24 protein-coding genes are annotated in these 24,938 nt (G+C 46.6%); 13 read left to right on the top strand and 11 right to left on the bottom strand.

Annotated features, from left to right (window positions below; all coding sequences use genetic code 11):
* Positions 1–14 precede the first annotated feature (14 nt).
* The 3 genes from thiE (at position 15) to U1F02_RS12640 (ending at position 3,796) form a co-directional block, all read left to right on the top strand.
* Entirely contained in the window at positions 15–635 is a 621-nt protein-coding gene (thiE, locus tag U1F02_RS12650) for a thiamine phosphate synthase (RefSeq protein ID WP_409990765.1), read from the top strand.
* A gap of 37 nt (positions 636–672) precedes the next feature.
* A complete protein-coding gene (hemL, locus tag U1F02_RS12645; RefSeq protein WP_409990764.1) occupies positions 673–1,956 on the top strand; it encodes a glutamate-1-semialdehyde 2,1-aminomutase in 1,284 nt (427 codons plus the stop codon).
* A 304-nt stretch (positions 1,957–2,260) separates the two neighbouring features.
* Positions 2,261–3,796, top strand: a complete 1,536-nt coding sequence (locus U1F02_RS12640) for a carbohydrate-binding protein (protein WP_409990763.1) — start codon at positions 2,261–2,263, stop codon at positions 3,794–3,796.
* 424 nt (positions 3,797–4,220) lie between these two features.
* On the opposite strand, the gene U1F02_RS12635 is transcribed toward U1F02_RS12640, so the two are convergent.
* The 3 genes from U1F02_RS12635 to U1F02_RS12625 all read right to left on the bottom strand — a co-directional run bounded on the left by U1F02_RS12635 (position 4,221) and on the right by U1F02_RS12625 (position 9,394).
* Entirely contained in the window at positions 4,221–5,300 is a 1,080-nt protein-coding gene (locus U1F02_RS12635) for a response regulator transcription factor (protein ID WP_409990762.1), read from the bottom strand.
* Between the two features lie 191 nt (positions 5,301–5,491).
* Positions 5,492–8,365 carry a TonB-dependent receptor plug domain-containing protein gene (locus tag U1F02_RS12630; protein WP_409990761.1) on the bottom strand — a complete coding sequence of 958 codons (2,874 nt, stop codon included), beginning with the start codon at positions 8,363–8,365 and terminating at the stop codon, positions 5,492–5,494.
* Between the two features lie 312 nt (positions 8,366–8,677).
* On the bottom strand, positions 8,678–9,394 hold the full coding sequence (locus U1F02_RS12625; protein ID WP_409990760.1) for a glycerophosphodiester phosphodiesterase: 717 nt from the start codon (positions 9,392–9,394) through the stop codon (positions 8,678–8,680).
* A gap of 151 nt (positions 9,395–9,545) precedes the next feature.
* On the opposite strand from U1F02_RS12625, the gene U1F02_RS12620 reads away from it, so the two are divergent.
* Positions 9,546–10,172: a mechanosensitive ion channel family protein gene (locus U1F02_RS12620; RefSeq protein WP_409990759.1), complete on the top strand. Its 627-nt coding sequence runs from the start codon at positions 9,546–9,548 to the stop codon at positions 10,170–10,172.
* Positions 10,173–10,232: 60 nt separating this feature from the next.
* On the opposite strand, the gene U1F02_RS12615 is transcribed toward U1F02_RS12620, so the two are convergent.
* Positions 10,233–11,423 carry an aromatic amino acid transaminase gene (locus U1F02_RS12615; protein ID WP_409990758.1) on the bottom strand — a complete coding sequence of 397 codons (1,191 nt, stop codon included), beginning with the start codon at positions 11,421–11,423 and terminating at the stop codon, positions 10,233–10,235.
* Between the two features lie 122 nt (positions 11,424–11,545).
* A complete protein-coding gene (locus tag U1F02_RS12610) occupies positions 11,546–12,466 on the bottom strand; it encodes an ROK family protein (RefSeq protein WP_409990757.1) in 921 nt (306 codons plus the stop codon).
* Positions 12,467–12,603: 137 nt separating this feature from the next.
* Between U1F02_RS12610 and U1F02_RS12605 the strand changes: the two genes are divergently transcribed.
* Positions 12,604–13,296, top strand: coding sequence for a YkgJ family cysteine cluster protein (locus U1F02_RS12605; protein WP_409990756.1), 693 nt, complete (start codon positions 12,604–12,606; stop codon positions 13,294–13,296).
* Between the two features lie 23 nt (positions 13,297–13,319).
* On the opposite strand, the gene U1F02_RS12600 is transcribed toward U1F02_RS12605, so the two are convergent.
* Positions 13,320–14,105, bottom strand: coding sequence for a TSUP family transporter (locus U1F02_RS12600; protein WP_409990827.1), 786 nt, complete (start codon positions 14,103–14,105; stop codon positions 13,320–13,322).
* Between the two features lie 132 nt (positions 14,106–14,237).
* Here U1F02_RS12600 and U1F02_RS12595 point away from each other — a divergent pair, with 132 nt between their 5' ends.
* The 3 genes from U1F02_RS12595 (at position 14,238) to U1F02_RS12585 (ending at position 16,281) form a co-directional block, all read left to right on the top strand.
* A complete protein-coding gene (locus U1F02_RS12595; protein WP_409990755.1) occupies positions 14,238–14,534 on the top strand; it encodes a hypothetical protein in 297 nt (98 codons plus the stop codon).
* A 95-nt stretch (positions 14,535–14,629) separates the two neighbouring features.
* Entirely contained in the window at positions 14,630–16,012 is a 1,383-nt protein-coding gene (locus tag U1F02_RS12590) for an MATE family efflux transporter (RefSeq protein ID WP_409990754.1), read from the top strand.
* A 14-nt stretch (positions 16,013–16,026) separates the two neighbouring features.
* Positions 16,027–16,281, top strand: a complete 255-nt coding sequence (locus U1F02_RS12585; RefSeq protein WP_409990753.1) for a DUF2164 domain-containing protein — start codon at positions 16,027–16,029, stop codon at positions 16,279–16,281.
* A gap of 233 nt (positions 16,282–16,514) precedes the next feature.
* On the opposite strand, the gene U1F02_RS12580 is transcribed toward U1F02_RS12585, so the two are convergent.
* Positions 16,515–17,207 (bottom strand): HAD family hydrolase, encoded by a 693-nt coding sequence (locus U1F02_RS12580; protein WP_409990752.1) that lies wholly within the window; start codon positions 17,205–17,207, stop codon positions 16,515–16,517.
* 73 nt (positions 17,208–17,280) lie between these two features.
* On the bottom strand, positions 17,281–18,183 hold the full coding sequence (locus U1F02_RS12575) for a LysR family transcriptional regulator (protein ID WP_409990751.1): 903 nt from the start codon (positions 18,181–18,183) through the stop codon (positions 17,281–17,283).
* A 119-nt stretch (positions 18,184–18,302) separates the two neighbouring features.
* Here U1F02_RS12575 and U1F02_RS12570 point away from each other — a divergent pair, with 119 nt between their 5' ends.
* Complete coding sequence (locus tag U1F02_RS12570; protein WP_409990750.1) at positions 18,303–18,914, top strand: NAD(P)-dependent oxidoreductase; 612 nt, start codon at positions 18,303–18,305, stop codon at positions 18,912–18,914.
* 27 nt (positions 18,915–18,941) lie between these two features.
* On the top strand, positions 18,942–19,541 hold the full coding sequence (locus tag U1F02_RS12565) for an isochorismatase family protein (protein WP_409990749.1): 600 nt from the start codon (positions 18,942–18,944) through the stop codon (positions 19,539–19,541).
* A gap of 32 nt (positions 19,542–19,573) precedes the next feature.
* Here the strand turns inward: U1F02_RS12565 and U1F02_RS12560 are convergent, their stop codons facing one another.
* The gene (locus tag U1F02_RS12560) at positions 19,574–20,236 is read right to left on the bottom strand and encodes a YoaK family protein (RefSeq protein WP_409990748.1); all 663 of its coding nucleotides are present in this window, start codon (positions 20,234–20,236) and stop codon (positions 19,574–19,576) included.
* A 152-nt stretch (positions 20,237–20,388) separates the two neighbouring features.
* On the opposite strand from U1F02_RS12560, the gene U1F02_RS12555 reads away from it, so the two are divergent.
* On the top strand, positions 20,389–20,880 hold the full coding sequence (locus U1F02_RS12555) for a nuclear transport factor 2 family protein (RefSeq protein WP_409990747.1): 492 nt from the start codon (positions 20,389–20,391) through the stop codon (positions 20,878–20,880).
* A 60-nt stretch (positions 20,881–20,940) separates the two neighbouring features.
* On the opposite strand, the gene U1F02_RS12550 is transcribed toward U1F02_RS12555, so the two are convergent.
* Positions 20,941–21,513 carry a TetR/AcrR family transcriptional regulator gene (locus tag U1F02_RS12550; protein WP_409990746.1) on the bottom strand — a complete coding sequence of 191 codons (573 nt, stop codon included), beginning with the start codon at positions 21,511–21,513 and terminating at the stop codon, positions 20,941–20,943.
* 115 nt (positions 21,514–21,628) lie between these two features.
* Here U1F02_RS12550 and fabF point away from each other — a divergent pair, with 115 nt between their 5' ends.
* Positions 21,629–22,900 carry a beta-ketoacyl-ACP synthase II gene (gene fabF, locus U1F02_RS12545; RefSeq protein WP_409990745.1) on the top strand — a complete coding sequence of 424 codons (1,272 nt, stop codon included), beginning with the start codon at positions 21,629–21,631 and terminating at the stop codon, positions 22,898–22,900.
* Between the two features lie 85 nt (positions 22,901–22,985).
* Positions 22,986–24,035 (top strand): histidinol-phosphate transaminase, encoded by a 1,050-nt coding sequence (gene hisC, locus U1F02_RS12540; protein WP_409990744.1) that lies wholly within the window; start codon positions 22,986–22,988, stop codon positions 24,033–24,035.
* Positions 24,036–24,073: 38 nt separating this feature from the next.
* On the opposite strand, the gene U1F02_RS12535 is transcribed toward hisC, so the two are convergent.
* Positions 24,074–24,712 carry an STAS domain-containing protein gene (locus U1F02_RS12535; protein WP_409990743.1) on the bottom strand — a complete coding sequence of 213 codons (639 nt, stop codon included), beginning with the start codon at positions 24,710–24,712 and terminating at the stop codon, positions 24,074–24,076.
* Positions 24,713–24,938 lie beyond the last annotated feature (226 nt).

Genomic DNA, 24,938 nt, shown 5'->3' with positions numbered 1-24,938 from the left:
TTACTCTTGCATTTATGAATTGTCTCTACGCCATTACTGATTCACATCTTATGCCCGGTGAAAAACTTTTTGCTGGCGTTGAGGCCGCATTAAAAGGTGGCTGCCAGTTTGTACAATACCGCGATAAATCTGGCGACACATTAAAACGACTGAATGACGCAAAAAAATTACGTGATCTATGCGCCCTTTATCAAGCAAATTTAATTATTAATGACGATGTAGAACTTGCGCACCAAGTACACGCACAGGGTGTGCATCTAGGCCAAGGCGATGGCGATGTTAAAGCGGCACGCGAACGCTTGGGTGATAAAGCAATCATTGGTGTTACTTGTCATGACTCGCTCGCGCTTGCGCAAAAGGCGCTTGACGATGGCGCAACCTATATCGCCTTTGGACGTTTTTTTTCATCCAACACAAAACCAGATGCACGCCCCGCTCCGCTAGATTTACTTACACAAGCAAAAGCGCAATTTCCCAACACACTTGCGGCGGCTATAGGCGGTATCACACTCGACAACGCACAAGATGTTTTAACCGCTGGTGCTGATTTAGTCGCCGTTTGCCATAGCTTATTTTCAGCACATGATATTGCCGAGCAAGCTAAACAATTTAACCAACTCTCGTTAGCGCGATAGGCGCTGAGAAAACTCACATTGTTTTAAGGAATTATCCATGAGCCGTTCCGAAGAATTATTTGCACAAGCACAAATTCATATTCCTGGCGGAGTCAATTCACCTGTTCGCGCTTTTCGCGCCGTAGGTGGCACGCCGATCTTTTTTGAGCGCGCGCAAGGTGCTTATGCGTGGGATGCAGATGGCAAACGTTATATTGATTACGTTCAATCCTGGGGTCCAATGGTGTTGGGTCACGCTCACCCAGAAGTAATTAACACGGTTATTGAAACCGCAAAATTCGGTTTAAGTTTTGGTGCGCCAACTGAACGCGAAACAACGCTCGCCGATAAACTTTGTGCACTTATGCCCGGCATGGATATGGTGCGCTTTGTAAGTTCTGGCACCGAAGCGACCATGAGCGCAATTCGTTTAGCGCGCGCTTTTACTAAACGCGACAAAATCATTAAATTTGAAGGTTGCTATCACGGCCATTCTGATTCGCTGTTAATTAAAGCCGGATCGGGGGCACTGACGATGGGCGTTCCAAGTTCACCTGGCGTCCCCGCCGTCTTGGCAGACCACACAGTCACACTTGATTACAACAACATCCAGCAAGTCCGCGATTATTTTGCGGAGCACGGCGACACAGTGGCGTGCATTATTGTTGAACCCGTTGTGGGCAATATGAATTGCGTTCCACCTGTAGAAGGATTTTTGGAAACCTTGCGCGAGGTTTGCGATCAATCTGGTGCAGTTTTAATTTTGGACGAAGTTATGACTGGTTTCCGCGTGAGCCATAAAGGCGCGCAAGGTTATTACAATGTTAAAGCAGATTTAACCACGCTCGGTAAAGTGATCGGTGGCGGAATGCCCGTCGGTGCTTTCGGTGGTAGACGCGATATTATGCAAATGATCGCGCCATCAGGTCCTGTCTATCAAGCAGGGACTTTATCGGGAAATCCTGTTGCAATGGCTGCTGGTTTAAAAACACTTGAGCTTTTAGAGCAGCCCGGGTTTTACGAAAATCTTTCAGCGAAAACCACTAAGTTGGTTAAAGGCTTACAAGAACTTGCAGATGAAGCTGGCATCCCTTTTACCACCAATCACGTTGGCAGCATGTTCGGTTTCTTTTTCACAACAGAAAAAAAAGTAACTAACTTCAAGCAAGTTATGGCGTGCGATATTCCACGCTTTAATAAATTTTTTCACGGCATGTTAAAACGTGGAATTTATCTGGCACCAGCATCTTATGAAGCAGGATTTATGTCCGGCGCGCATACAGATGAAGATCTAAAAGACACATTAATTGCTGCGCGAGAAGTGTTTCAAGAAATTAAATAAATTTTCTGAACTTAATTAAACCCTTCCAGTCCCAAAGCCGCGTAAACAGCCAAACTGCTTATGCGGTCTTTCCAATAACATTTAAATGCAAAAATATCATAACGATATACACGCCTAAAAATGTTTAAAAAAGCGCTATAACAAAATACGTATAAGCGGAATTTTTTCCATTTCAAAATATTGCTACGTTCATACAGCTCGTTAAATAAAATCTTATGAATATCTTTTACACTGTTAGTGTGTCGCCATTTTTTTGCGGCAAATTTTTAGTTGGCAAGTTTCCAATCACGACGTGGGGGATACCATGTTTAAGAAGAAAGATGCAACCCGCCTTGGCGAGATCCTGGTTAGTAAAGGACTTATCACACCGGAGCAATTGGCCATCGCTACACACGAACAAACCAAACGAAACCGGTTGCTCAATGTTACCGGCACCAAGGCACCGATGACTGTTATGATTGGTGAAATCTTGGTTGAGTTTGGCTTTATTGACCAACTCGAATTAAAACGCGGACTCAATTGGCAGCAACGTTTACGTCACGTATCTATCGCGATGGCGTTATGCGCGCCGTTTATGGCGTTTGCTCCTGCCAGTGCTACCGCGCAAACAATTTCTTCTTCGTCGTCATCTTCGGTGAGCAGTACAAAAAGCTTCACACCCACAACTATTCAGGCAGAAGAGTACGCCACAATGAATGGAGTACAAATTGGTAGTACGACTGATGCCGGTACGGAAAAATATGTGGGCTATATAGATACTAATGATTGGATGTCCTACACCAATAAGGGCATTTATATTCCGAGCGCAGGCAACTACAAAATAACCTTCAGGGTTGCAAGCCAGAACGGTGGGGGAATTCTGGATTTAAGGGAAGCAGGTACCGAAGCAACAATCGATAGTTTTAGCGTGCCTAAAACTAACGGATGGCACACATGGGTCGATGTCGTACGCACGGTTTATCTAAGCCAAGGCAATCATTCATTTAAGCTCTTCGCAAAAGCCGGCGGTTTTAATATCAACTGGTTCAGAGTCGATTGGTTGCCCACTCCCATGCCTCTAACCATTCAAGCTGAAAGCTATTCGGGGATGAGCGGTGTGGTTGCCGAGCCAACAACTGACACTGGTGGCGGAACTAATATAGGGTATCTAGGAGCCACGGATTGGATGGCTTACAACAATACAGATGTCATCATCCCAACCGCGGGCACCTACAAAATTACTTATAGAGTAGCGAGCTTAAATGGAGGCGGGAGTTTTACGTTAAACGAATCGTCTGACCAATCCTTAATCGATACGGTTTCAGTCCCCAAAACCAGTGGCTGGCAATTCTGGATTAACCTTGAGCGCACAGTGACCCTTAGCGCCGGTAAGCACAACTTTCTTATCAAGATTATTGTTGGCGGTTTCAATATTAATTGGTTCAAACTGGAACCAACCATGTCAGCATCTTCCTCTAGCAAGGCTAGCTCACTTTCTTCATCTTCAAAGAGCAGTTCCGCCACAGTTTCATCCGCGTCATCAGCCCCGACCTCCAGCTTATCGAGCTCCGTCGCATCCAGCACTCCCTATCTGGCGTACACAGTCAAAGGTCCAGTTGGGCTAAGTTGGCTTGCACCCAATCAGCGCGAGAACGGCACTTTTCTGGATGTAACCGAACTGGGTGGATACGAAATTCGTTATAAATTATCTGGCGCTGCTAGTTTTTCTTACATCACCATAAACGATGCCTGGACAACCCAGCATATGTTCAACTGGTTAGAAGGGGATTACATCTTTCAGATAGCAGCCTTTGATAAAAACGGGATTTACAGCAATTTTGTAGATATTCGCCCACACTGAGTCATAAAAAAAGCGGGCTTTTCAGCCCGCCAAACGTGCAACCCCGTTAGGGATCTCTTAGATGTTGAGAATCAATGATTCTCACACACGAATTCTTTGCTCAATCGACACATTCATTGCAGCTCTTGTTATAAGCTTGGCAAAAAGGTCATTTGCTTGCGCAATCATTAACTTTAAAAAAATACGAGTCATTACGAACACCCTGTCCCAGACTCGTTAAACACCGCGCCATCCTTTGCTCGATGCGTAATTAGACCCAAGAATAGCCAATTACAGGGAGGAAGCATACAAAACACTAGCCACATCATCGTACGACCACAATGATTGCGCTAACAATAAGACTAACAAAAAAAAGCACTACTGCCAATTGCTAAATAGCGCTTTTTTCATACAAATCATAAATATTGCGACCAACGGTAATTAGCTAGAAAAAATCCACGTCTTTTGAATATATCTGATCACCTGATTCTGCCTGCCCCATTTGATCAGCTCCCGCCAGCACGCGCTGCACATCCTCTTGGCCGCGCCCCAGATACTCAAGCAAAGCCAGCGATGACTCCAAATGCGCCATCGCTTCTGCATTAACCGGGCGGGACAATGTCTGCAGGGCTTTATTGAGATCGGTATTCAAAATACCCAAGGTTTCTGAAACCTTTTGATGTTGCGCCACCAATGCAAGCTGCGTATTAAGCGCCCCCACCTTCCCGTCTACCGTACCCAAAATCCACGGAACCGTATCCTTAATTCGACCATAACGCTCTGGATCTGCCTCCGGCATATTTTTTACCAAGAGCGATGCACGATTAAAATTACAAAATGTTCGGCTACCGAAATCACAGAAGCGACCCTCGGCATGAATAGCCTGAAACATATCTTTCTCAAGAGGGGACAAATCGTAACCATTGTGAGAGTAAAATTGCGGCCCCGAATCGGTTAAAAACATGACCGAGGTATCTAGACCGAACTCCTCCATAGTCTGGAATAGACCTTCCGCTAATTTGTCAAAACTATCCATGGCGTATGTGCGCTCGGCAAAACGCACTGAGCGACCCAGATCCGCACTGCTATTCATAGCTTCAACGGCAAGAACTTGAGCACCAGCTGCTTTTTCGTCCAACGCCTTTTTCTCGTGGTACAGCTTTATGCTGCGAGCAGCTTTGGCTCGCAGTATTTCCGCCTCACAAGGTTTAATCAGGTAATCATCTGCCCCCAAACGAAACCCGGTAATTTTTTCCTGCAAATCTGACTTACCGGATAAAAATATAACGGGAATATCACGCAAAGCAGCGTCAGCCTTAAGCTCTGCACACACGCCGTAACCGCCTTTCACAGGCATTTCTATGTCCAGAAAAATCAAATCCGGCAGCCATTCGCGCGCAAGCTTTAACCCTATATCGCCATCGTAAGCCGCGAGAACACTGTACTTATCTTGTAAATGTGCAGACAAAAATGCCTGCCAGGTTTTGTCATCATCCACTATCAATATTTTTTGAGACTCTACCATGCTTGTCACTCCGTTCACCTCATCAGGGTAAGTGTAGATAGCAGCTCTAAAGCCCGCTAGAAATTTGCAGGGTTTTCTTAGCAAAGATCGCAACATTATTTTTTGGACAAAAAAAATCGCCACCCAGTGGGGTGACGATTTTCAGCTACCAGAGAACCTTGATACTCAAGATTCAAGCTGGGTAATGTGATTTAGAACTGGAAGCGCAGACCTACACGGTACATACGGCCAATCAAGTCATAAATCATTGGGTTAGCAACAGTACCAGTACCTGGTGACACAGCCGGATCTTTGTTCAACAGGTTGTCGATCTTAGCGTAACCAGTCAAGTTGTCAGTAAACTTGTAGTTAGCACCCAAATCGAAACGCAAAGTCCCGTCCATATGGTTTACGTTAGCAGTTGGATGAGTAACTGTCGCCACCGGGCAGTTGGTTTGACACTCGATGACTTCGTTGCTGTAAACACCGTCACTTACCCAGTGTTCAGTCAAGCTAACGCCCCACTTATCTGTATCCCAGCTTTGAACAGCCATGACTTTCCAGTCAGGGGTACTGCCGATGTTCACGCCAGCACTATCAGTAGGAATGGTATTTGGCAGACCAGAATCAACCATGAAGCTGATGTTGTGAGTTCCCAAGGCGCGCAAGGTTAAAGTGCCATCACCGATAGTCATGCGGTATGACGCTTCGATGTCATAACCTTTGGTATGCCATGACGCCAAGTTAAATGGCTGCAAGCGAACGTAGTTAGTGTTTGGCACTGTGCTGGTAAGCAACATGGCTTTACACATATCCTGGTTGCCAGCGTCCACACAAAGGTCAACTTCTTGCTGAGCACCAATGGTACCAATCACGTCGTCTACTTTAATATCAAAGTAGTCAATCGACAGGTTCAAGCCTGGTGCCCAATCAGGTTGCGCCAACACTATACCGAACTCTTGGTTACGAGCGTCTTCAACACGCAAATCTGGGTTACCCACAGTACGCTGTTGAACGGTGATGTTGGTGCCTTTGTAGTTAACGGTGTTGTTAATTACAACCTCAGCAGCAAACAGCTCACTCAAGTTTGGCGCACGAACGTCTTTAGAGGTTACCGCGCGGAAACGCAGGCCGCTAACAGGCGTTTTCCAAGTCGCACCTAACTTCCATGTATCTACGTTACCTGCAGTGCTGTAATCCGTACCACGAATCGCCATGTTAATGTTGGCTTCGCCCATGGTATCTGAATCGATAACTGGCAAGTTGGCCTCAAGGTAGGCTTCTTTTACATCAAACTCACCTTTAGCCCAGTGATAGTTACCGGCGAACCAGTGGTTACCAATTGGGTTGGTCAATACTGGGTCAGCTGGGTATTGCGCGTTGTTCGGGCTTTCTGGACGGTTACCGTTGCCGTATGGATCGCCAGTTACTATGTACTCTTCTTTACGGTATTCTAAACCTGCTGCAACGGCGATTGGACCTGCCCATGAGGAGAAAGGCTCACCCGAAATGTTAAAGCTAGCTACGTTTTGCATTTGTGGAGAATGCTGATGTGGGCCATTCTCTGGGAATACATATGCGTAGGAAGCCGCAGATGGCGCCACGTTGCCAAAGATGTTCATAGGAACACAACCGCTCGCTTGGGCGGCTGGGTTGCGGCAAACGATGGTACCGTTAGGACCTTGGATTGCGTCAATCGCCGCGTTGTAGCGGTTGTTGAGCATAATGTCGTGGACTTTAAGATCAGTTACGTTTCTACCGTATTGATAGTAAGTGTCATAGCTCCACTCAGTACCGAAGGCATTGAACTTACCGTCAGCACCCACTACGAAACGCTCTTGCTCACGCACTGGATGAACGTTTTGACGTGGCTCAATTTGCGCATTCACAGTACCGTATTGGAATTGGGTAATGTTATTCGCTGCACAAGCTGCTTTGATTGAAGCTGGCAAGTAAGGGTTATCACACTTCATGGTCAGGTTAGCGTTCTTAGCCGCACCCAAGATTGGGTAGTTGACTGACGCAACGCGTGCTTTATTGATGGTGGCGTAGATTTCGTTGTTTTCGTCCAAATCGAAACCGATACGTGCATACCCAACGGTACGCTCAATGGCAGAAGCCAAGCTCTTGCCACCGCTGTTCAAGCCGCTCAAATCGCCGCCTTCACAGAGGTTCGCAATACAGTTTTTACCGTATTGGAATTGGTATGGTTCGCCGTTTTCACCGAAGGCGATACCTTTCAATGGGCCCCCAGTAATCAAACCGTACTTGGCGTATTGGTTGTTTTGCGCGCGGTCGATTAAATAACGTTGTGGCTTACCGTCTGTCGTTTCGCTCAGCTGACGGCTTGCGAATTCAGCACCGGTGTACCAATCACGGCCACCCGGGCCTTCCAAACCAAAATCACCTGGCGGAATACCATCTTCTTTACCGTGTTCACCGCTCAATTGAATATGCAATCTGTCATCCATGAAGTTACCACCCCATGCGATTTGACCGAGAACACCTTCGTTATCTGCGTAGGTTGACTGACCGGCTTGGATATTACCTTTCACGCCTTCAAAACGCTTATCAGTAATGAAGTTCACCACACCACCAACGGCGTCTGAACCGTAGGATGCAGAAGCACCACCGGTTACCACATCTACGCTCTTAATCAGCAATTGTGGGAATTGGCTTACGTCAGTAACGCCAGTTACGTTAGCACCAACAACACGTTGACCGTCCAATAGCGTCAAGGTGCGGATAGTCCCCAAACCGCGTAGACCGAACGAGCTCAAGCCTTGCAAACCACTACTGGTACTGTAGGTCATCGCCTGAGTACTAGCGCTACCTTGCAAAGATGGCAATTGCGCAATAGCGGTAAATACGTTGGGTTGAGCTGACTTTTGAATATCTTCAACAGTCATTGAGGTTGTTGGGGTTGGTTGAGTGAAGCTGCTCGAAACGATACGTGAACCGGTTACGGTTACTTCAGTTACGGCTTCTTCTTCCGCTGCATAGGCTTGAACACTGAACACGGTCAGTGTTGCCAGCGCCATACAAGCGGGCAGTAATTTGCGTTTGAATTGCTTTTCAGAGTTCATCTCGTAATCTCCAAGGTTTTTATTGTTAGTGCGCGCGAACCGGAGTGTTTGCGCTACCATGTGATACTCAAAAAAAATGAGCCAGTTTTCAGGTGCTACTGAACCCACTAATAGTCATTAAAACTATATATACAACCGTTTTCATTGCGAAGCATAAGGTTGATGTCTCGATCCCCCTAGACGTTACAACACAAATTCTACACAAGGCTGCCAACCTAAATGGTTGCGCTACCAAAACGATAACAAAAAAAAACCTCCAGACCAAGCACTTCTGAAGGCTTTTTGTATGATTATAATTAAAACTCTTATAAATCAGGCGCTTAACGTAAAGTTCTGTAAGCGATCCGGAACGTCAGTGAATACCCCATCCACGCCCAAACTGGCCAACCAGCGCCAATCTTCCTCATGGTTGACGGTATAAACCCAATTTTTTAATCCGCGCCGAGCCGCGTCTGCCAGTAATTCCGGCGTAATGAAGCTTAAATGGGTGTTAAACGCATAGGCTTTTAGGGGGTTACAACACTGTGCGTAATCCAGAGGAATACCTTCGATTAGCGCAGCGCGCTTAACTTGAGGCAGAACATTCAGCGATTCGTACAACTGTTGGTGATCAAAGCTGGACACAATGTAATGTTCGTAAGTCAATTGATATTCCTGCACAAAAGCATCGAGCTGGCGCTTCAACGCAGGAACACAACCAAGACCTTTAATTTCGATATTCAGCATGGCGCGGTCTTTCACCAGCGCGAGTACATCGTTTAGCGTGGGAATAGGTTCGCCATTCGCCAGCGTTTGTTGACGTAAATAGGCCAGCGACTGTTCCGTGATAATCCCCTGCCCAGACACAACTCGCCCTAAGCGACGGTCATGTGTGACGAGCAACTCACCTTCAATTTGGTAGATATCAATTTCAACGGCATCCACACCCGCATCAAGCGCACGCGAAATCGCCGCCAAACTATTTTCAGGCAGCGGAGCATTATTCATTAAAGGACCACCGCGATGGGCGATGCACGTAAGTTTGGGCATAAAATTCACAACATATTCAGATAAGAGTTTTATAATGCAGGTTCGCTTTGCATTGAACCTTTTGATAGCAACATAGCTCACATGAGTATGGCAGTCAGCTTCTGGTTCGGCAATTCATGTTCAAATGATCTTCTGTAGGTAGAGTTTTTCCGTGCTATCCATAACTTCCATCGACGAAAAAATCATGAGCGAAAGCCTCACAACAAAATTATTACTCGTGTGCGTATGCATCATGGTGTTTTATTTAGCCACTAAGTTGCTCAACAAAATCGCGCATGATGTTAGCGTTCGTAAAGCGCTGGGTGACGAACGTGTGCCGTACATTACCAAGCTGATGAATATAGGAATGGTGTTTTGCTGCATCGTTGTAATGTGTTTACTGCTGGGGCTCGGTTATAGCGAGGTCTCAGTATTTCTGTCTTCAATATTTGCAGTTGTTGGCGTTGGTTTATTTGCACAGTGGTCGATTCTTAGCAACGTTACCGCCAGCATGATTATCTTTTTTGGTTTTCCTTACCGTATCGGTGACAGAATAAAAATCGCCGATAAAGATGAAGACATGTGTGGCGTGATTGAAGAAATCAGCATGTTCCATGTTATTTTACGCCGCGATGATGGAAATCTAATTACTTATCCAAACTCCATGGTATTGCAAAAAGCCGTTATTAAAATTGAACAACCGGAAGCAAAAACTGTAGAAAAAACGATTGAAGATAGTGCCGCTGCAGAAAAACCGGCCGCAGAATATTTTAAAGGTTTAAAAACAGTTCGCGATTAAAACGATAGGCATTAAAGAAAAAAGGCGAGCTAATTGCTCGCCTTTTTTATATCATCAAGATTATAAAACCGAGGCTATAGCCTTACTCACATAATCCATTTTTTCTTTGGTTAAACCCGCAACACTAATACGGCTCGTGTCGGTCATGTAGATGCTGTAATCATTTCTAAGCTTATGAACCTGCTCAACACTCAAACCTAAAAACGAAAACATGCCGCGCTCTTTGGCGATAAAACTAAAGTCGCGCTGCGATTGCAGTTGGTTTAAAGCTTGTACCAAATCTACGCGCAAACCGGCAATGCGCTCACGCATAGTCGTTAATTCATCGCTCCATATTTTAGTCAGTTCATTGCTGTGCAAAATAATATCCACCAACGCGGAACCGTGCGCAGGCGGCATTGAATAAATTGAGCGTGCCACGCTTAACAAATTGCTCAAACCCGCATTAGCTTGCTCCTCATCGGCAAACACAAAACTCAGTGCCGCTGTACGCTCGCGATACAAACCAAAGTTTTTGGAAAATGAAGTTGCGACAACCACCTCTGGCAAGCGCGCAGAAAGCATACGCAAACCATAGGTATCCTCTTCCAACCCCTCGCCGAAACCTTGGTAAGCCATATCGACAAAAGGAATCAAACCATTGGTTTCGCACAAATCCGCAACTTGGTTCCATTGCTCGCGCGTTAGGTCTGCGCCGCTAGGGTTGTGACAGCAGGCATGCAATAAAATTAAATCACCGCGCGGAACTTGCTTAAGCGCGTCCATCATCGCCGTGAAATTAATGCTGTGAGATGCGTAATCGTAGTAAGGATATTCGCGCAACTTCAAACCCGCGCTACCGAGCAGAGGAATATGGTTCGCCCAGGTGGGGATGCTTACCCATAAGGTTGCGCCGGGTTTCGCGCGTTGAATTAATTCCGCTGCAACACGCAAGGCTCCGCAACCACCAGGAGTCTGCACTGTACGAACACGATTGGCCTCTACCGCTGCGTGGCCCTCGCCGAACACCAGCTTGGTAGCGGCTTCGTTTGCACCAGGGTAACCCGCCGGTGGGGTATAGGCTTTCGTGGTTTCTTGCTTAAAGCGAATTTTTTCTGCCTCTGCCACAGCAGCCATGATTGGGGTTACACCCGCGTCATTTTTGTAAACACCTACGCCCAAATCCACTTTGGATGGATTGGTGTCTTTTGCGTAGGCGATACTTAAACCGAGAATGGGGTCGTTGGGTAGTAAAGGCAGAGTTTCAAACATAGGAGGTTCCAAAAAATATCCAGAATATTAGTTAAGCTAAAGCGCGGATTATACATTGGCACCACAATAAGATTGGTGGGAGTTAGTATGTGGCTCGCAAAAATCCCACTGCTCTACCCTGACTAGGTATTTCTGGCCTCTAAATAGCATCGCCGAGCTAAGGACAGCGCTCCTGTAATACCCGCGTTGCCGCCCAGTACAGTAGGAATTACATAACTATCCATGTCTTTCAAGACAACGTCGTGGGCATAGCCATTAAGCATGTGTTTCAGGTTGGCGCGGATTTTTGGAAATAGAAAGTCGCTTACCATCACGCCACCACCAAAAATGATTTTCTCAGGCGCATACATCCACGTGAGGTTTACGCACATCACCGCCAAGTAATAGGCTTCAATATCCCAAGCTAAATGATCGTGTGGTAAATCCTTGGGATGCGTTTGCCAGCGCTTGTGAATAGCTGTTCCGGATGCCAACCCTTCCAAACAATGGGTGTGGAATGGACAACAGCTATCGAAGTGGTCGTCCATCGCTTGCGGAACCATCATGTGGCCAACTTCAGGATGACTGATACCTTGCATCAACTTGCCGCCGGCGAAAATGCCTGCGGCTATTCCTGTACCAACCGTAACATAGACAAAGTTCTCGCAATCCACCCCAGCCCCTTCGGTAAACTCACCGACTGCGGAACCATTGACCTCCGTTTCCAGCTCGACCAAGGTGTTAAGTGAGCGCTTGAAATAGCCGATAAGATCAATTTGCGACCAACCCGGCCGGGAGGTTTTGGTGATATAGCCGTAGGTCGCCGAGCGACGATCTAAATCCAAAGGACCGAAACTCGCTACCCCTAAGGCCGCGAGATACCCATACATGGGCGCAGTTTGCAAGAAAAAATCCCGAACAGCAGCCAAGGTGGCATCTGGCGTGGTGGTCGGAATTTCCGTGCGAGCCTTAATAAATCCGCGCGAATCCGCCAACACACAAATAAAACGAGTTCCTCCCGCTTCCACACCACCAAATACGGGCTGCGTTTTATCCTCACTCATAACAAGACCTCAATAAACTTGCTTGCCTTGAGTGTAGAACATGAAAGCAAAAGCATGAGAATTTAAACCGTGTACAATTTCCCCGACTTTTAAGACGCCACACATGCAAAACGATGATTTTTTAGGCAAGGTATAAGATGACGAGTGATCCTTTCGAAACAGCAGCGGTTAACGAATACCAGCGCTCCCTCAACGATATTGGAAAATTAAAGTCGACCTTGGCGCCTTTACAAAAATCCTATCAACGCTTTGACAAGATAATCGCAACATCTATTGAAGATTCACCCACCAAGCCAGCCTGTAAAGCCGGTTGTTTTTACTGCTGTTATTACAAGGTGGAAGTCAAAGCACATGAAATGCTGCTCATCCACGAGCACATGCAAAAAAAGCTGAGTGCGGAGTTAAGATCGCAAATTTTGGAGTGCGCAAAAGCCAACGCAGAATTGATTCGCAGCTTCACGGCGCAAGAACATTTATCCACCAACTTGAAATGCCCGTTTCTGATTGAAAACCAATGCAGCATTTATGAGGCTCGCCCGTTTCGCTGTAGAAGTTTTCACGCCGTGCAAGTTGACGGCTGCGAGGCCTCGTATAACAACCCGAGTGATTTTACGATTGCGACTGAATTAATTCCGGATGTTTCTCACTACAGCGATGCACTCTCTCAAGGCTTTGAAGCAGCGGCAATGGATGCGGGATTTGATCACCGCACATACGATTTAAATACCGCCTTGCTTGAAGTGTTTGAAGATCCGGCGATTGAAAAACGTTACAAGCGCGGCAAGAAGGCATTCAAAACAGCGATTGAAGTAGTAGATGCTGAAGAGTAAAGCTTGTCGCTGACCAAGCTTTACTAACGAATAAATAAAGAAACAACTCCCATAAGACTTACGCTTAGCAAACTAACTCCCAGCACACGGTAAAAAATCTTTGGGTCGCCCTCCAAAATTTTCTGGTGAAACCGCAGACCAATTAAATGCCCAACAGTAGCACAGGGTAATAACCAAAGATGGTGAATCAATTGTAAATCGACGCCTGCGATTACGAAGGCAGTCATTTTAATTACCACCAAAATAAACCAGAGCACAAAAAGCGTATCACGCAACTGGTGTTTGGCAACCTGCGTTCCGAACACAGAGATGATTAAAGGCGCACCAATCAGTGACGTGCCACTAATGTATGCTCCCAACACCAAAAAGAATTTATCCACTAAAGGATTTGTACTTTTGAAAGGCTTGTTCAGAATATAGGTAACGGCATATACAGAAACAATCGAAAAAATAATGCCCGTCATTACACTTGCAGGAATAGTTAACAAACCTGCCACGCCGATGAGTTTGGGGATAATCATTATCTTCATGGACTTTTTCAAATAAGCCCAATCGATAGTTCCACTTTGCTTTCGCGACTCTTCTGATTGCTCGCGATGCTTGCGGTAGTTTTGCCACACCACTATGGAAGAAAAAAATAACAAATGCACAGCAATGATCGGCAAATAAACCAACGGACGGTTATCGATCAACAACAAAAATGGGAGCGACATAACAGCTCCACCAAACCCCAATCCAGAGCGAACAAACCCACTCCACACAAATACCAATGCGATTAAAACATATTGGTAAACCTGTAACTCGCCCATCATTCACTCACAGATTGCACAAAGAATATGGATGCTACGCGAGAAGCAGAACAGAGTGAAGTTTGATGTGTCAATAAAGCGAATTCGTTGCATAAGGCAACTAATCAACCCCACGACACACGAGGACTTATTATGAGCAAAAGTTTATCTCGCTTACTGGCCGCTATGACTTGTGCCGCATCACTCAGCGTTTACGCTTCGGAAGATTCTGATTCGATCCACAACGAGCATAAGCCTCATCGCCCACCGCAAGCAGCCTTTGACGCCTGCAAAAATTCCACCGAAAGCGCGACATGCCAATTTACTGGACGCGAAAATCAAACCATTTCGGGTACCTGCGCTAAACCGCGTAACCCCGAAGAGAAATCCACCTTGGTTTGCAAGCCAGACAGAATGGATTGGAAACCGAAAGAAGGCGACAAACATTAATTACATTTGAAGGCTTGCGTTCACTTGTCGCAAGCCTTCCCTTTTTGAATCATTGGGTTATATTGCCAAGCCCTGTTGTACTGCTGGTAAGCCCTGTGAATTCTTCTGCTCAACACCCAACTGCAATCTCACAAACACTTCAAGAATGGAAAGCGCTTGCGCTACTTGGCGGCCCTATTTTGGTGGCTCAACTAGCGCAAATGGCAAATGGCGTTATAGATACCATGATGGCCGGCCACGCGAGTGCGCGTGATCTCGCCGCCGTTGGCATAGGTACGGGTATTTGGGGCCCCGTATTATTGTTTTTTATTGGTGTGCTCAGCGCTTTGCAACCGTTGGTTTCTGGCCACAGAGGCGCGGAGAATCATGCGCGAATAATGCCGGTAACCTGGCAAGGTTTGTATATCGCTTTTGTCGGCTGCATTTTAATGGCTGCCATTCTTACGCACGTACGCCCTATTTTTGTGTTGTTGGGTTTAGATGCTGAAACAACTGACATAGCCCAAGCCTATCTCGATGCTTTAGCTTGGGGCATTCCTGCAGTTTTATTATTGAATGCGTTACGTGGGCTTACCGACGGTATGGGCCATACAAAAATTATTATGGTGTTTTGTTTAATTAGCACCATTCTAAACTTACCGTTTAATTACTTATTTATTTTTGGATTTTCCATTGGCAATTGGCAGTTCCCCGCACTGGGTGGTGAAGGCTGTGGCTGGGCAACCGCCGCATCTAATTGGATTGCGCTTATTGCACTGCTGGTGTACTTGAATCGCAATAAGGATTACAAAAACTTCCATTTAATTGGCGACTGGACGAAGCCGGATTGGCAAGAAATAAAACATATTCTTCAGCTGGGTTTACCTATAGGCTTTGCTATGTTTGTTGAAGTGAGTATGTTTTGCGCCATTGCTTTATTTTTATCGCCACTTGGGCCAACGGTTATCGCCGCACATCAAGTAGTGCTTAACGCCATCTCACTCTTTTTTATGGTGCCCTTAAGTTTGGGCATGGCTTTAACACTGCGCGTTAGTTTTTTAATTGGCGCGGAGGAACATCAAAAAGCAAAACTCTTGGCGCGCAGCGCTATTTTCCTCGCGCTGGGAATCTCTTGTGTTAACGCGCCCATCCTATTCTTTGGCCGTGATTTTATCTCTTCTCTTTATACGAACGAGATGGAAGTGCGCCTTATTGCAATCCAATTATTTGCCTTGGGCGCGATATTTCAAATCGCAGATGTCACACAAGTCACCATGATTAATGTACTGCGCGGTTATAAAGATACAAAAATCCCCATGTTTATTATGCTGTTCTCCTTTTGGTGTGTGTGCTTGCCACTGGGTTACGTTTTAACCTTTACCAATTGGCTAAGCGCGCCTATGGGAGCAGCAGGATTTTGGGCGGCATTGATTGTCGGTTTAACTTGCGCAGCAATTCTATTAAGCGTTCGGGTTTTACGATTTAAAGCACATCAATAACAATTAGGTGTTATATGGCACAAATAGAATTTTCCAAGGCAGAAAAAGAATTAATCGTTCGCAAGGTACAAATGTACTTCCGCGAAGAACTGGACCAAGACATTGGCCAATTTGACGCAGAGTTTTTACTGGATTTTTTTGCCGAGGAAGTAGGCGCCTACTTTTACAATCGCGGACTAAGAGATGCACAAGCTGTGATCGAAGCTAAAGTTGCGGATATTAATGACGCACTTTATGAGATTGAAAAGCCTACGGAGTTCATACGTTAGCTTTTTGCTTTTGCTTCTCAATTATCCCATGCGAACGTCCCGAGCACTGGAAGAAAATTTCCGTCAAACGCACAGGACGTGCGTTTGAGTGACTACGCGACATGGATGTCGCGTCGGAACGACGAAAGTTTTCTGAAGCGCGCAGGACAAGACGTGAGACGGGTCGCCTTTCTTTTGACTACTTTTCTTTGGCGAGACAAAGAAAAGTAGTTCGCCAAGAGGCGAAACAAAAACTATACCGTTGGTATCTCCAACGAATGAAAAACACGTTCCCTCAATTCCCCCGGCGTCTTAGAAATAATTTCCTCCGGAATATCAAACTTCTTCGTCAAGCGCAAAAAATTCTCAAACCCGTAAGACACCATAAACGGATGCATCCCCGTATTAATCGCGGCCACATAATCCTTATTCTCATCACCACACACACCCGCGCGCGCCGGGTTTACACCAAACTGTTCGCGCACGGCACGAAAATGCGGTGTCTTTTTCTCTTCCAAAGGGACGTGAATGAGAAAATCAAACTCGGCGATGTTAATATCATGACGAGCAAATAACTGACGCAAGGTTTCCAATGGCTCGTTGGTGATATTGCGTGTAATCAACCCGACAATGACATCGGGCGCCGCCATAAGCGTGCGGATAAACTCGGGAATGCCTGAATAGAGAGCGGCTTCGTTGCGATAGACCTCTGTCAAAGTATCCACAATTTGCTTGCGATTGCTTTTACTAATATTTTTGCGAAGGTTGGAGGGAAATTGTTTTAAGCCCCCCAAGTATTTAAAAATGTTATGGCGTTTTTGAAAGCTCTCTTCGTCACCCAAATCCATTCCGTGGTACACAAATGCCTTTTCGATTGCATTGTAGGCATCTATGGTTGTGCCATCAGCATCCAAAATAATAAGTTTTTTGTTATTGCTGTAAATCATCCCCGCAGCCCAAGATTGCCATACCTGATCATCAGTATAAAAAGCAAATGTGACAATTTGGAAACAGCGCTAATCAGTCGAACTGACTTTGCTGTTTTAACGCATCAATAAAAATATCCACTTTGTGAGAGCGTTGCACTGCGGATGGAAATACCGCGTAAATACCGCCACCAGGTAGCGTCCAGTCCGGTAGAACACGAATCAATCGGCCTTCTTGAATATCGTCTATAACGGAAAAATTCGGTTGGATCATAAAACCCGCGCCAGCCAACACCGCAGCCCGAACGGATGCTGATGTGTTGGCCATAATAGTAGCGGTGAATTTGACGGACTGCGTGGCGTGCCCTTCGCGTACAAAATTCCAGTTCAACGGATTAGGCAAAACTGATAATGCAACAAACGGATATTGTTCCAACTCCGACGGGCTTTTGGGTAAACCCTGCGCAAACAAGGCAGGCGGAGCAACTACCCACTCTTCAAAATGCGTGATTAATGCAGCTTTATGGGAAGAATCTGCAAGGCGCCCTACGCGAATCGCTAAATCAATTCCTTCCGCCACCATGTCTGTGCGGCTGTCGCTGGATACAATTTCCACTCGCAACTCAGGGTGCTTAAGCGTTAGCTCTGCCGCCAAGGGGGCAACCACCGATATGCCGTAATCAACCGTTGTCGATACACGCAATTTTCCGCGCGGACCACGTGTAGTGCCTCCTGCCAAAGCGATTGCAGCTTCCGTATCCTGCAAAATTTTCTGGCAAGCTTCGTAAAATAACGTCCCTGCCTCAGTGAGATGCAAGCGGCGAGTTGTGCGCACCAGAAGATGACTCCCAACCTCCGCCTCCAACTTTTGCAGATGAGCACTCACCATGGTTTTTGCCAAACCCAAACGTTTGGCGGCCGCAGTAATCGATCCAGTCTCAACCACGGCCGCAAATACCACCAGCCGGTTAAGGTTTACATCCAGCAAGTTGGCCATTTGTTATTATCCATTTTAGATGCACAAACAATCAGTTTTTAGCCATCTTATCAGAACAATAAACCAAGACCATACTGACCTTACTCACGAACTTCCAAACAACCACAGAGGACAAGGTCATGAAAATCGCAATCGTTGGTGCAACGGGTTTTATTGGACAACCTATTTTTGACGAAGCCGTCACTCGCCAACATGAGGTCACGGCATTGGTGCGCAACCCAAACAAGGTTGTGCCCCACAAAAGAGTCACCGCCTTGGAACTCAATGTGCAAAACAGTCTTGCGTTGACCAAGTTATTAAACAGCCATGATGCAGCCGTTATCAGCCTTCACTACGAAAACCAAAACTTGCCTCAGCTAATCCAAGCGATAAAAGCGTCAAGCGTTCAATACACACTCTTCGTTGGCGGTGCCGCAAGTTTAGAGGTTGCACCAGGCGTGCAATTGATCGATACACCTGAATTTCCAGAGCAATGGAAAGCCACGGCAGGCGCAGCGCGTGAGTTGCTCCAAATTCTGCGGGGAGAGAAACATTTCAATTGGACTTACGTGTCACCTTCCGCCTTTATCGAACCCGGCGAACGCACAGGAAAATTCCGGTTGGGCACAGATCAACTTTTAATAAATGAGCGCGGCGAAAGCCGGATCTCGACTCAGGATTTTGCTGTGGCGGTGTTGGATGAATTGGAAAGTCCTACGAATCAGCAAACACGTTTCACTGTCGGCTACTAATTCATTTTTTATTGGGGAGGTACGAACATGACGAACAAAACGTTCATGGAATTATTTGGTTTTAAACCCGTGGCCGCTCGCTTAAGCGAAGCCGTCGTGATTTTAATTGATATGCAACGCGAGTATCTTGATGGCGCAGTACCGCTACCCGATTTACAGTCTGCAGTAGCGGGAGCGGCGCGCTTAATTGAACGCGCCCATCAACAAGGCGCGCCTGTTATTCACGTTCTTAACAAAGGCCCTGACGGCAACCTTTTATTTAATGTCCAAGAGCCTTATTACGTAGAGTTGACTGAAATAGCGGCCAGACCCGGCGAACAGATTGTCATCAAACATTTACCCAATGCGTTTGCGGGCACCCAATTGCACGAGCTGCTTCAAAAAATTGGGCGCACGCAACTCATTATTGCCGGATGTACAACGCACGTTTGTGTTTCGGCCACAGCACGCGCCGCTTTGGATTTGGGTTATTCAAGCACCATCGTTGCGGATGCAACTACAAGCCGGGATTTGGATGACGGTTTTAGTAATGTCATTCCCGCGACGCTGGTGAAGCAAGTTGCGTTAGCAGAATTACGCGATGCATTTTCAGTTGTCGTGAAAACGGCTGATGATTTACCTGTGTAGATGTTGGGTTAACAAAAGGCGCGTCAAAACATTTAGTGTGAAATTTTTTTACGATAGAACTCATAAATAATCGCCAGTAGCGCTGCAAGGCCTGCTGGCATCAAGAGCGCGTAAAATGCGAAATGCGCAAAATTTACCGCCCCCATGAATCCACCGGTAATGAACCCACCGATGAGTGTTAAATATAAAATTACTCGTCGTTTATCCGCCTTATGCCCGCGCAACCAAAGGCCGATGATTATGCCTAAATCGGTAAACAACCCTGTCACATGGGTGGTACGCACCAAAGCACCGCTAAAGGTACTGGTCATGGCATTTTGTAAACCACAAGCTGCAGAAGCCAAATAGTGGCCAAGGTTATTACCCTCCATCAAAAAATACATCGCCAACAACAAGAGCAAAGCAACTGCGAGCAACGCAAATCCGTAACGTCGCCCGAACTTAAGTGATTCATTACCAATGGCAAAACCGCTGACGCCTGCACCCACCACAAAACTTAAAATAATCCAACCTATGTGAATCACCTCTGTGTAATCCCCCTTAGCAATTTCCACACCCAAGAGAGAGGAGCTACCTGTGAGATGTGATACACCTTGGTGATTAAAACCAAGCAACGCAATAGCGTTCACACTACCTGCAATAAAGGCGAGCACAAACGCACTGGCTTCCACCCACTTTGGTAATTTATGAATCATAAGTATCCGCCTGTCGCTTTTACGTCAAAAAACTGCAACGCCCGTGCCTATAAAAAAACAAAAATTCATACAACAGATAACTCAATCATTAACAAGCGATTAAAAGTGGACTAGTATCGGCGCGAATTAATCAAAACACTTAAGGAAATTTTATGAGCAAGCTATTACTTAAGATTATCGGCTTTAGCGCTTTATGTTTGAGTTTACACAGTGTTGCGCAGGTCGCCGTTACCGCCAACTCTGATCACGCTGCCATGCTAGCCAGCAAAGATCCCAAACTCGCTGCAAACAAAAAACTGGTGTACGATTTTTGGCGCGAGGTATTTGAAGGCGGCCACTTGGAGTTAGCGCCTCAATATATGACGGAAACTTACATTCAGCATAACCCAACCGTTGCCACCGGTCGTAAAGCCTTTGTAGATTTCTTTGGCCAGTTTAAAAAGCCACAAGCCATTGCCGATAAAGTCAAAGCACCGCTAGTATCCATTACAGCTGAAGGCGATATCGTCACCCTGACATTTGTGCGCGAACAAAAAGATCCTAAAGACCCTACAAAAACCTATACCACAACTTGGTTTGACATGTTCCGCATTGAAGATGGAAAAATTGCTGAACACTGGGACCCAATGACAAAAGCAAATTAATGGACTTGAACCGCGCTCTCTACCAATGAGCGCGGTTTGAATTTACCGCCAAGATTCGTCTCAAGAAATTTCCTTCGCTTTTTTCAATACCAAGGCTAATACCTCTTGCGAGGTTTCCTCGTCATCCAACGCACGTGCAATTGTTTGTGCACCTACCAGCATCGATAAGGTGACCAATGCATTCTCGCGAGCTTTTTTCTTGTTGCCGCCGGGAATAATCTCCATCAACGCTGACACCAAACGTTTGGCCGATTGCGTAAATGCTGAGCGCACTACGGGATTATGCCGAGCAGCCTCTGCTCCTAAAGCAGCCATTATGCAGCCCGCACCCGGGTGATCACGATGCTCAACGGATAGGTAATTTTTTAAAAACGCGTGATAAGGCAAATCTTTTGATTCTCTTCGCCTTGCCTCGCCTGCTTGAAGCAATTCGTCGACCGCACGTTCGCATGCTTGCGCCATCAAATCTTCTTTTGAGGTGAAATGCCCGTAGAAACCTCCATGGGTTAAGCCTGCAGCTTTCATTAAATCGGCCACGCCTATGCCATCGAATCCCTGTTCGCGAAATAATCTAGCCGCAGTCGTAATGATTTTTTCGCGGTTTTCTGCCGCTTGTTCTCTGCTTACTCTCATGTTGCAACTTCCACCATAGAAATAAGGATTGACAGTATACATGATGAGCATCATATAATTTTATAAATGACGGCCATCATTTATAAACCCAATTTAAGAAGCAGAGATCAAAGCTATGAACCAACGCATCGTAATTACCGGCATGGGAATAGCCTCCCCATTGGGTTGTGGAGTAGAAACCGTCTGGCGACGACTGCTTGCCGGCCAATCGGGTATTCGCCGGCTGCCCGATGAAATAGCCGCTGATTTACCAGCCAAGGTAGCTGGGCTAGTTCCAGATATCAGCGAAGACGCTGAAGCCGGGCTGGACCCCGACAAAGTCGCTTCCCCCAAAGACCAGCGCAAAATGGACCGGTTTATTTTATTGGCCCTGGCAGCAGCGGAAGAAGCTTTGCAGCAAGCCAATTGGTTTCCCACCGATGAAGACAAGAAAATCAGCACAGCAACGGTTATCGCCTCTGGTGTGGGCGGTTTCCCGGCAATTGCGGATGCCGTACGAACAGCGGATTCACGCGGGGTTCGGCGATTGTCGCCGTTCACTATCCCTTCCTTTCTTGTCAATTTGGCGGCGGGGCATGTTTCCATGAAGTACGGTTTTAAGGGCCCGATTGGTGCGCCAGTAACGGCCTGTGCCGCCGGTATTCAAGCTATTGGTGATGCCGTGCGAATGATTCGCGCAGGCGAAGCGGAAGTAGCACTTTGCGGCGGTGCCGAGGCCTGCATACACACGGTAAGCTTTGGTGGCTTTGCAGCGGCACGAGCACTATCCACCAACTTTAATGATGAACCCAAACGTGCATCGCGCCCGTTTGATCGCGATCGCGACGGTTTTGTTATGGGTGAAGGCGCAGGTTTACTGGTGGTGGAAAGCTTGGAGCACGCGCTGGCGCGTGGTGCGAAACCCATTGCTGAAATCATCGGCTACGGCACCAGTGCAGATGCCTATCACCTCACCTCAGGTTCCGAAGATGGAGATGGAGCAAAACGGGCTATGGGCGCTGCACTGCGCCAAGCGGGGCTCAAGCCAAGCGATATACAACACCTTAACGCCCACGCAACCTCAACTCCCGTAGGGGATAAAGGCGAGCTAGCGGCCATAAAAGGTCTATTCGGTGAAGGTAGCGGCTTAATCGTTACATCAACCAAGTCTGCCACCGGCCATTTACTCGGTGCGGCTGGAGGCATCGAAACTATTTTTACCGCCTTGGCGCTACGCGATCAAATAATTCCTCCAACCTTAAATTTGGAAAATCCAGATGATGCCGCCATCGGTATAGATATAGTCGCAAGTACTGCACGCATTGCCAGCCTCCAACACGCGCTCTCCAATGGTTTCGGGTTTGGAGGCGTGAATGCAAGCATATTGCTCAAACGCTGGGTGGAGTAGCGCCACAAGCCTGTAAGATCGTGGGCGCTTAAGGTTATACTGCCCGGCCTTTTTGCCCATTTTCTAGCTGCTTTGAGGAGCAATCATGTCGAAGTTTTGGAGTCAGGTGGTGCGCGAGCTCGAGCCCTATGTGCCCGGCGAGCAACCACAAATTGATGGTCTGATCAAATTGAATACCAACGAGAGCCCTTATCCGCCCTCGCCAGAAGTAATCAAGTTGATGACTCATGACGCCATCGACCGCTTGCGCCTCTACCCGGACCCCAATTCTAAAAAGCTGAAAAACACTATCGCCAACTATTTTGGTTTAAGTGCCGATCAGGTTTTTGTGGGCAATGGTAGTGATGAAGTGTTGGCGCTCGCCTTTATGGCATTTTTCCAGCAAAGCAAGCCTTTGTTGTTTCCGGATATCAGCTACAGCTTTTATCCGGTTTACTGTAAGTTGTTTGGAATTAGCTACCAAACACCGGCGTTGCGTGATGATTTCACCATCAACTTTGATGACTACACGACCGAGAATGGCGGCATTATTTTCCCTAACCCCAATGCGCCTACGGCCATAGGTAAACCGCTTGCCGATATCGAAAAATTGCTGCAAAAAAATACCGAATCTGTTGTGCTGGTGGATGAAGCCTATATCGACTTTGGTGGCGAAACCGCAGCAAGTTTGGTGGATAAGTATCCCAATTTGTTGGTAGTACAAACCTTGTCCAAGTCGCGCTCGCTTGCCGGTATGCGCGTTGGCTTTGCATTAGGTAATGTGGATTTGATTACCGCATTGGATCGCGTGAAAAATTCTTTCAACTCCTACCCGCTCGACCGTTTGGCTGAAGCATCCACTATTGCAGCTTTTGAAGATGATGCTTATTTCAAAGCTTGCCGCGACAAAATTATCACGACGCGCGAATGGACAGTTAAGCAATTGGAAGAGATGGGCTTTAATGTTTTGCCATCGCAAGCAAACTTTGTGTTTGCAAAACCACCTAAAAATAACGCGGCGGAACTTGCGCAAAAGTTACGCGAAAATAAAGTCTTGGTTCGTTATTTTAGCGCACCACGCATCAACGAGTTTTTGCGCATTACTATAGGCACGGATGAGCAAATGCAACGGATGATTGATGTTTTACGTAGCTAAGCAATCAAAAAAAACGCCTGAGTACATCAGGCGTTTTTTTAGGCGTTAGATTGTCCACCCGGAATACCTTGAATGGTGAAATATTTATCCATTCCGGTCCACTGCAACATTTGCCACACCTCACGATTACAGTGACACAATTTTATATCGCCGCGTTCCGATTTTTTTTGCTCTTTGAAAAGCAAAAGCAGTCCCAATCCCGTTAGCGACAGACTTGGTGCTTCAGTGAAGTTAAACTCAAATTGACCGACACCGGTGCGCTCTGTTTCCTCCAGCAAGCGGCGCCATTCCGCTCGCAAATTTTGGTCGAGCTGGCCGCAGATATTAATGCGCAAGCCGTGGCCACTATTGATAGGTAGCCAATCGATGGTGGAAAGACCTTTTGAAAATGCACTTTCAATTATCGCCTTTTTGAGTGCAGGCACTGGCCCTGGAGTAACGGGTACCGTCTTTGGACGAGGCTTCCTGGGTATCACAGGTGCGCGTGCCGCACTCGGAGGCTGCAATCCCAAAGGATCGGGGTAATCGCTAGTGACCAAATCGTCCCATGTACTGGGCTGACTGTTGGTGCTCAGAATATCGTCAATGACCTGCGCACGAGCCTTCTTCGCCTGCGCTGCTTCGTCGCCATCACGGACTATTTGATCTTCACCCAAAAAGGGCACTTTACGCCTCATTTGGCGCCTCCAACCTCAACAAACTGTTATTAAAAAAATTGTCGCTAGGCCAACTCGTGCAACAAGCGTTACATGAATATGCACATAGTATAGGCAAGTTTTAAAAACTGTGGTTTTTGCCGAAAGAAGTGTTTCCCTTGGTAACTCTCAACACCCGATTTCGCCTTTTATTACAGACATGTTATTTATTTTTGTTTATGATGAGGAAAAGCTATATACCCAATCA

Origin of the sequence: Cellvibrio sp. (assembly GCF_046347455.1) — a bacterium.
Classification (GTDB): Bacteria; Pseudomonadota; Gammaproteobacteria; order Pseudomonadales; family Cellvibrionaceae; genus Cellvibrio.
Note: the sequence above shows the minus strand (reverse complement) of the source record. Positions and strands in the feature narration are given on the sequence as shown.

Bases quoted from the DNA above. Each gene is read 5' to 3' on its own strand.
- hemL (WP_409990764.1), top strand. From the start codon at position 673: ATGAGCCGTTCCGAAGAATTATTTGCACAAGCACAAATTCATATTCCT.
- U1F02_RS12555 (WP_409990747.1), top strand. From the start codon at position 20,389: ATGAGCAAGCTATTACTTAAGATTATCGGCTTTAGCGCTTTATGTTTG.
- hisC (WP_409990744.1), top strand. From the start codon at position 22,986: ATGTCGAAGTTTTGGAGTCAGGTGGTGCGCGAGCTCGAGCCCTATGTG.
- U1F02_RS12615 (WP_409990758.1), bottom strand. From the start codon at position 11,423: ATGTTTGAAACTCTGCCTTTACTACCCAACGACCCCATTCTCGGTTTA.
- U1F02_RS12580 (WP_409990752.1), bottom strand. From the start codon at position 17,207: ATGATTTACAGCAATAACAAAAAACTTATTATTTTGGATGCTGATGGC.
- U1F02_RS12585 (WP_409990753.1), top strand. From the start codon at position 16,027: ATGGCACAAATAGAATTTTCCAAGGCAGAAAAAGAATTAATCGTTCGC.
- U1F02_RS12595 (WP_409990755.1), top strand. From the start codon at position 14,238: ATGAGCAAAAGTTTATCTCGCTTACTGGCCGCTATGACTTGTGCCGCA.
- U1F02_RS12550 (WP_409990746.1), bottom strand. From the start codon at position 21,513: ATGAGAGTAAGCAGAGAACAAGCGGCAGAAAACCGCGAAAAAATCATT.
- U1F02_RS12605 (WP_409990756.1), top strand. From the start codon at position 12,604: ATGACGAGTGATCCTTTCGAAACAGCAGCGGTTAACGAATACCAGCGC.
- U1F02_RS12610 (WP_409990757.1), bottom strand. From the start codon at position 12,466: ATGAGTGAGGATAAAACGCAGCCCGTATTTGGTGGTGTGGAAGCGGGA.
- thiE (WP_409990765.1), top strand. From the start codon at position 15: ATGAATTGTCTCTACGCCATTACTGATTCACATCTTATGCCCGGTGAA.
- U1F02_RS12640 (WP_409990763.1), top strand. From the start codon at position 2,261: ATGTTTAAGAAGAAAGATGCAACCCGCCTTGGCGAGATCCTGGTTAGT.
- U1F02_RS12570 (WP_409990750.1), top strand. From the start codon at position 18,303: ATGAAAATCGCAATCGTTGGTGCAACGGGTTTTATTGGACAACCTATT.
- U1F02_RS12575 (WP_409990751.1), bottom strand. From the start codon at position 18,183: ATGGCCAACTTGCTGGATGTAAACCTTAACCGGCTGGTGGTATTTGCG.
- U1F02_RS12560 (WP_409990748.1), bottom strand. From the start codon at position 20,236: ATGATTCATAAATTACCAAAGTGGGTGGAAGCCAGTGCGTTTGTGCTC.
- U1F02_RS12630 (WP_409990761.1), bottom strand. From the start codon at position 8,365: ATGAACTCTGAAAAGCAATTCAAACGCAAATTACTGCCCGCTTGTATG.
- U1F02_RS12600 (WP_409990827.1), bottom strand. From the start codon at position 14,105: ATGGGCGAGTTACAGGTTTACCAATATGTTTTAATCGCATTGGTATTT.
- U1F02_RS12535 (WP_409990743.1), bottom strand. From the start codon at position 24,712: ATGAGGCGTAAAGTGCCCTTTTTGGGTGAAGATCAAATAGTCCGTGAT.
- U1F02_RS12565 (WP_409990749.1), top strand. From the start codon at position 18,942: ATGACGAACAAAACGTTCATGGAATTATTTGGTTTTAAACCCGTGGCC.
- U1F02_RS12625 (WP_409990760.1), bottom strand. From the start codon at position 9,394: ATGCCCAAACTTACGTGCATCGCCCATCGCGGTGGTCCTTTAATGAAT.
- U1F02_RS12635 (WP_409990762.1), bottom strand. From the start codon at position 5,300: ATGGTAGAGTCTCAAAAAATATTGATAGTGGATGATGACAAAACCTGG.
- fabF (WP_409990745.1), top strand. From the start codon at position 21,629: ATGAACCAACGCATCGTAATTACCGGCATGGGAATAGCCTCCCCATTG.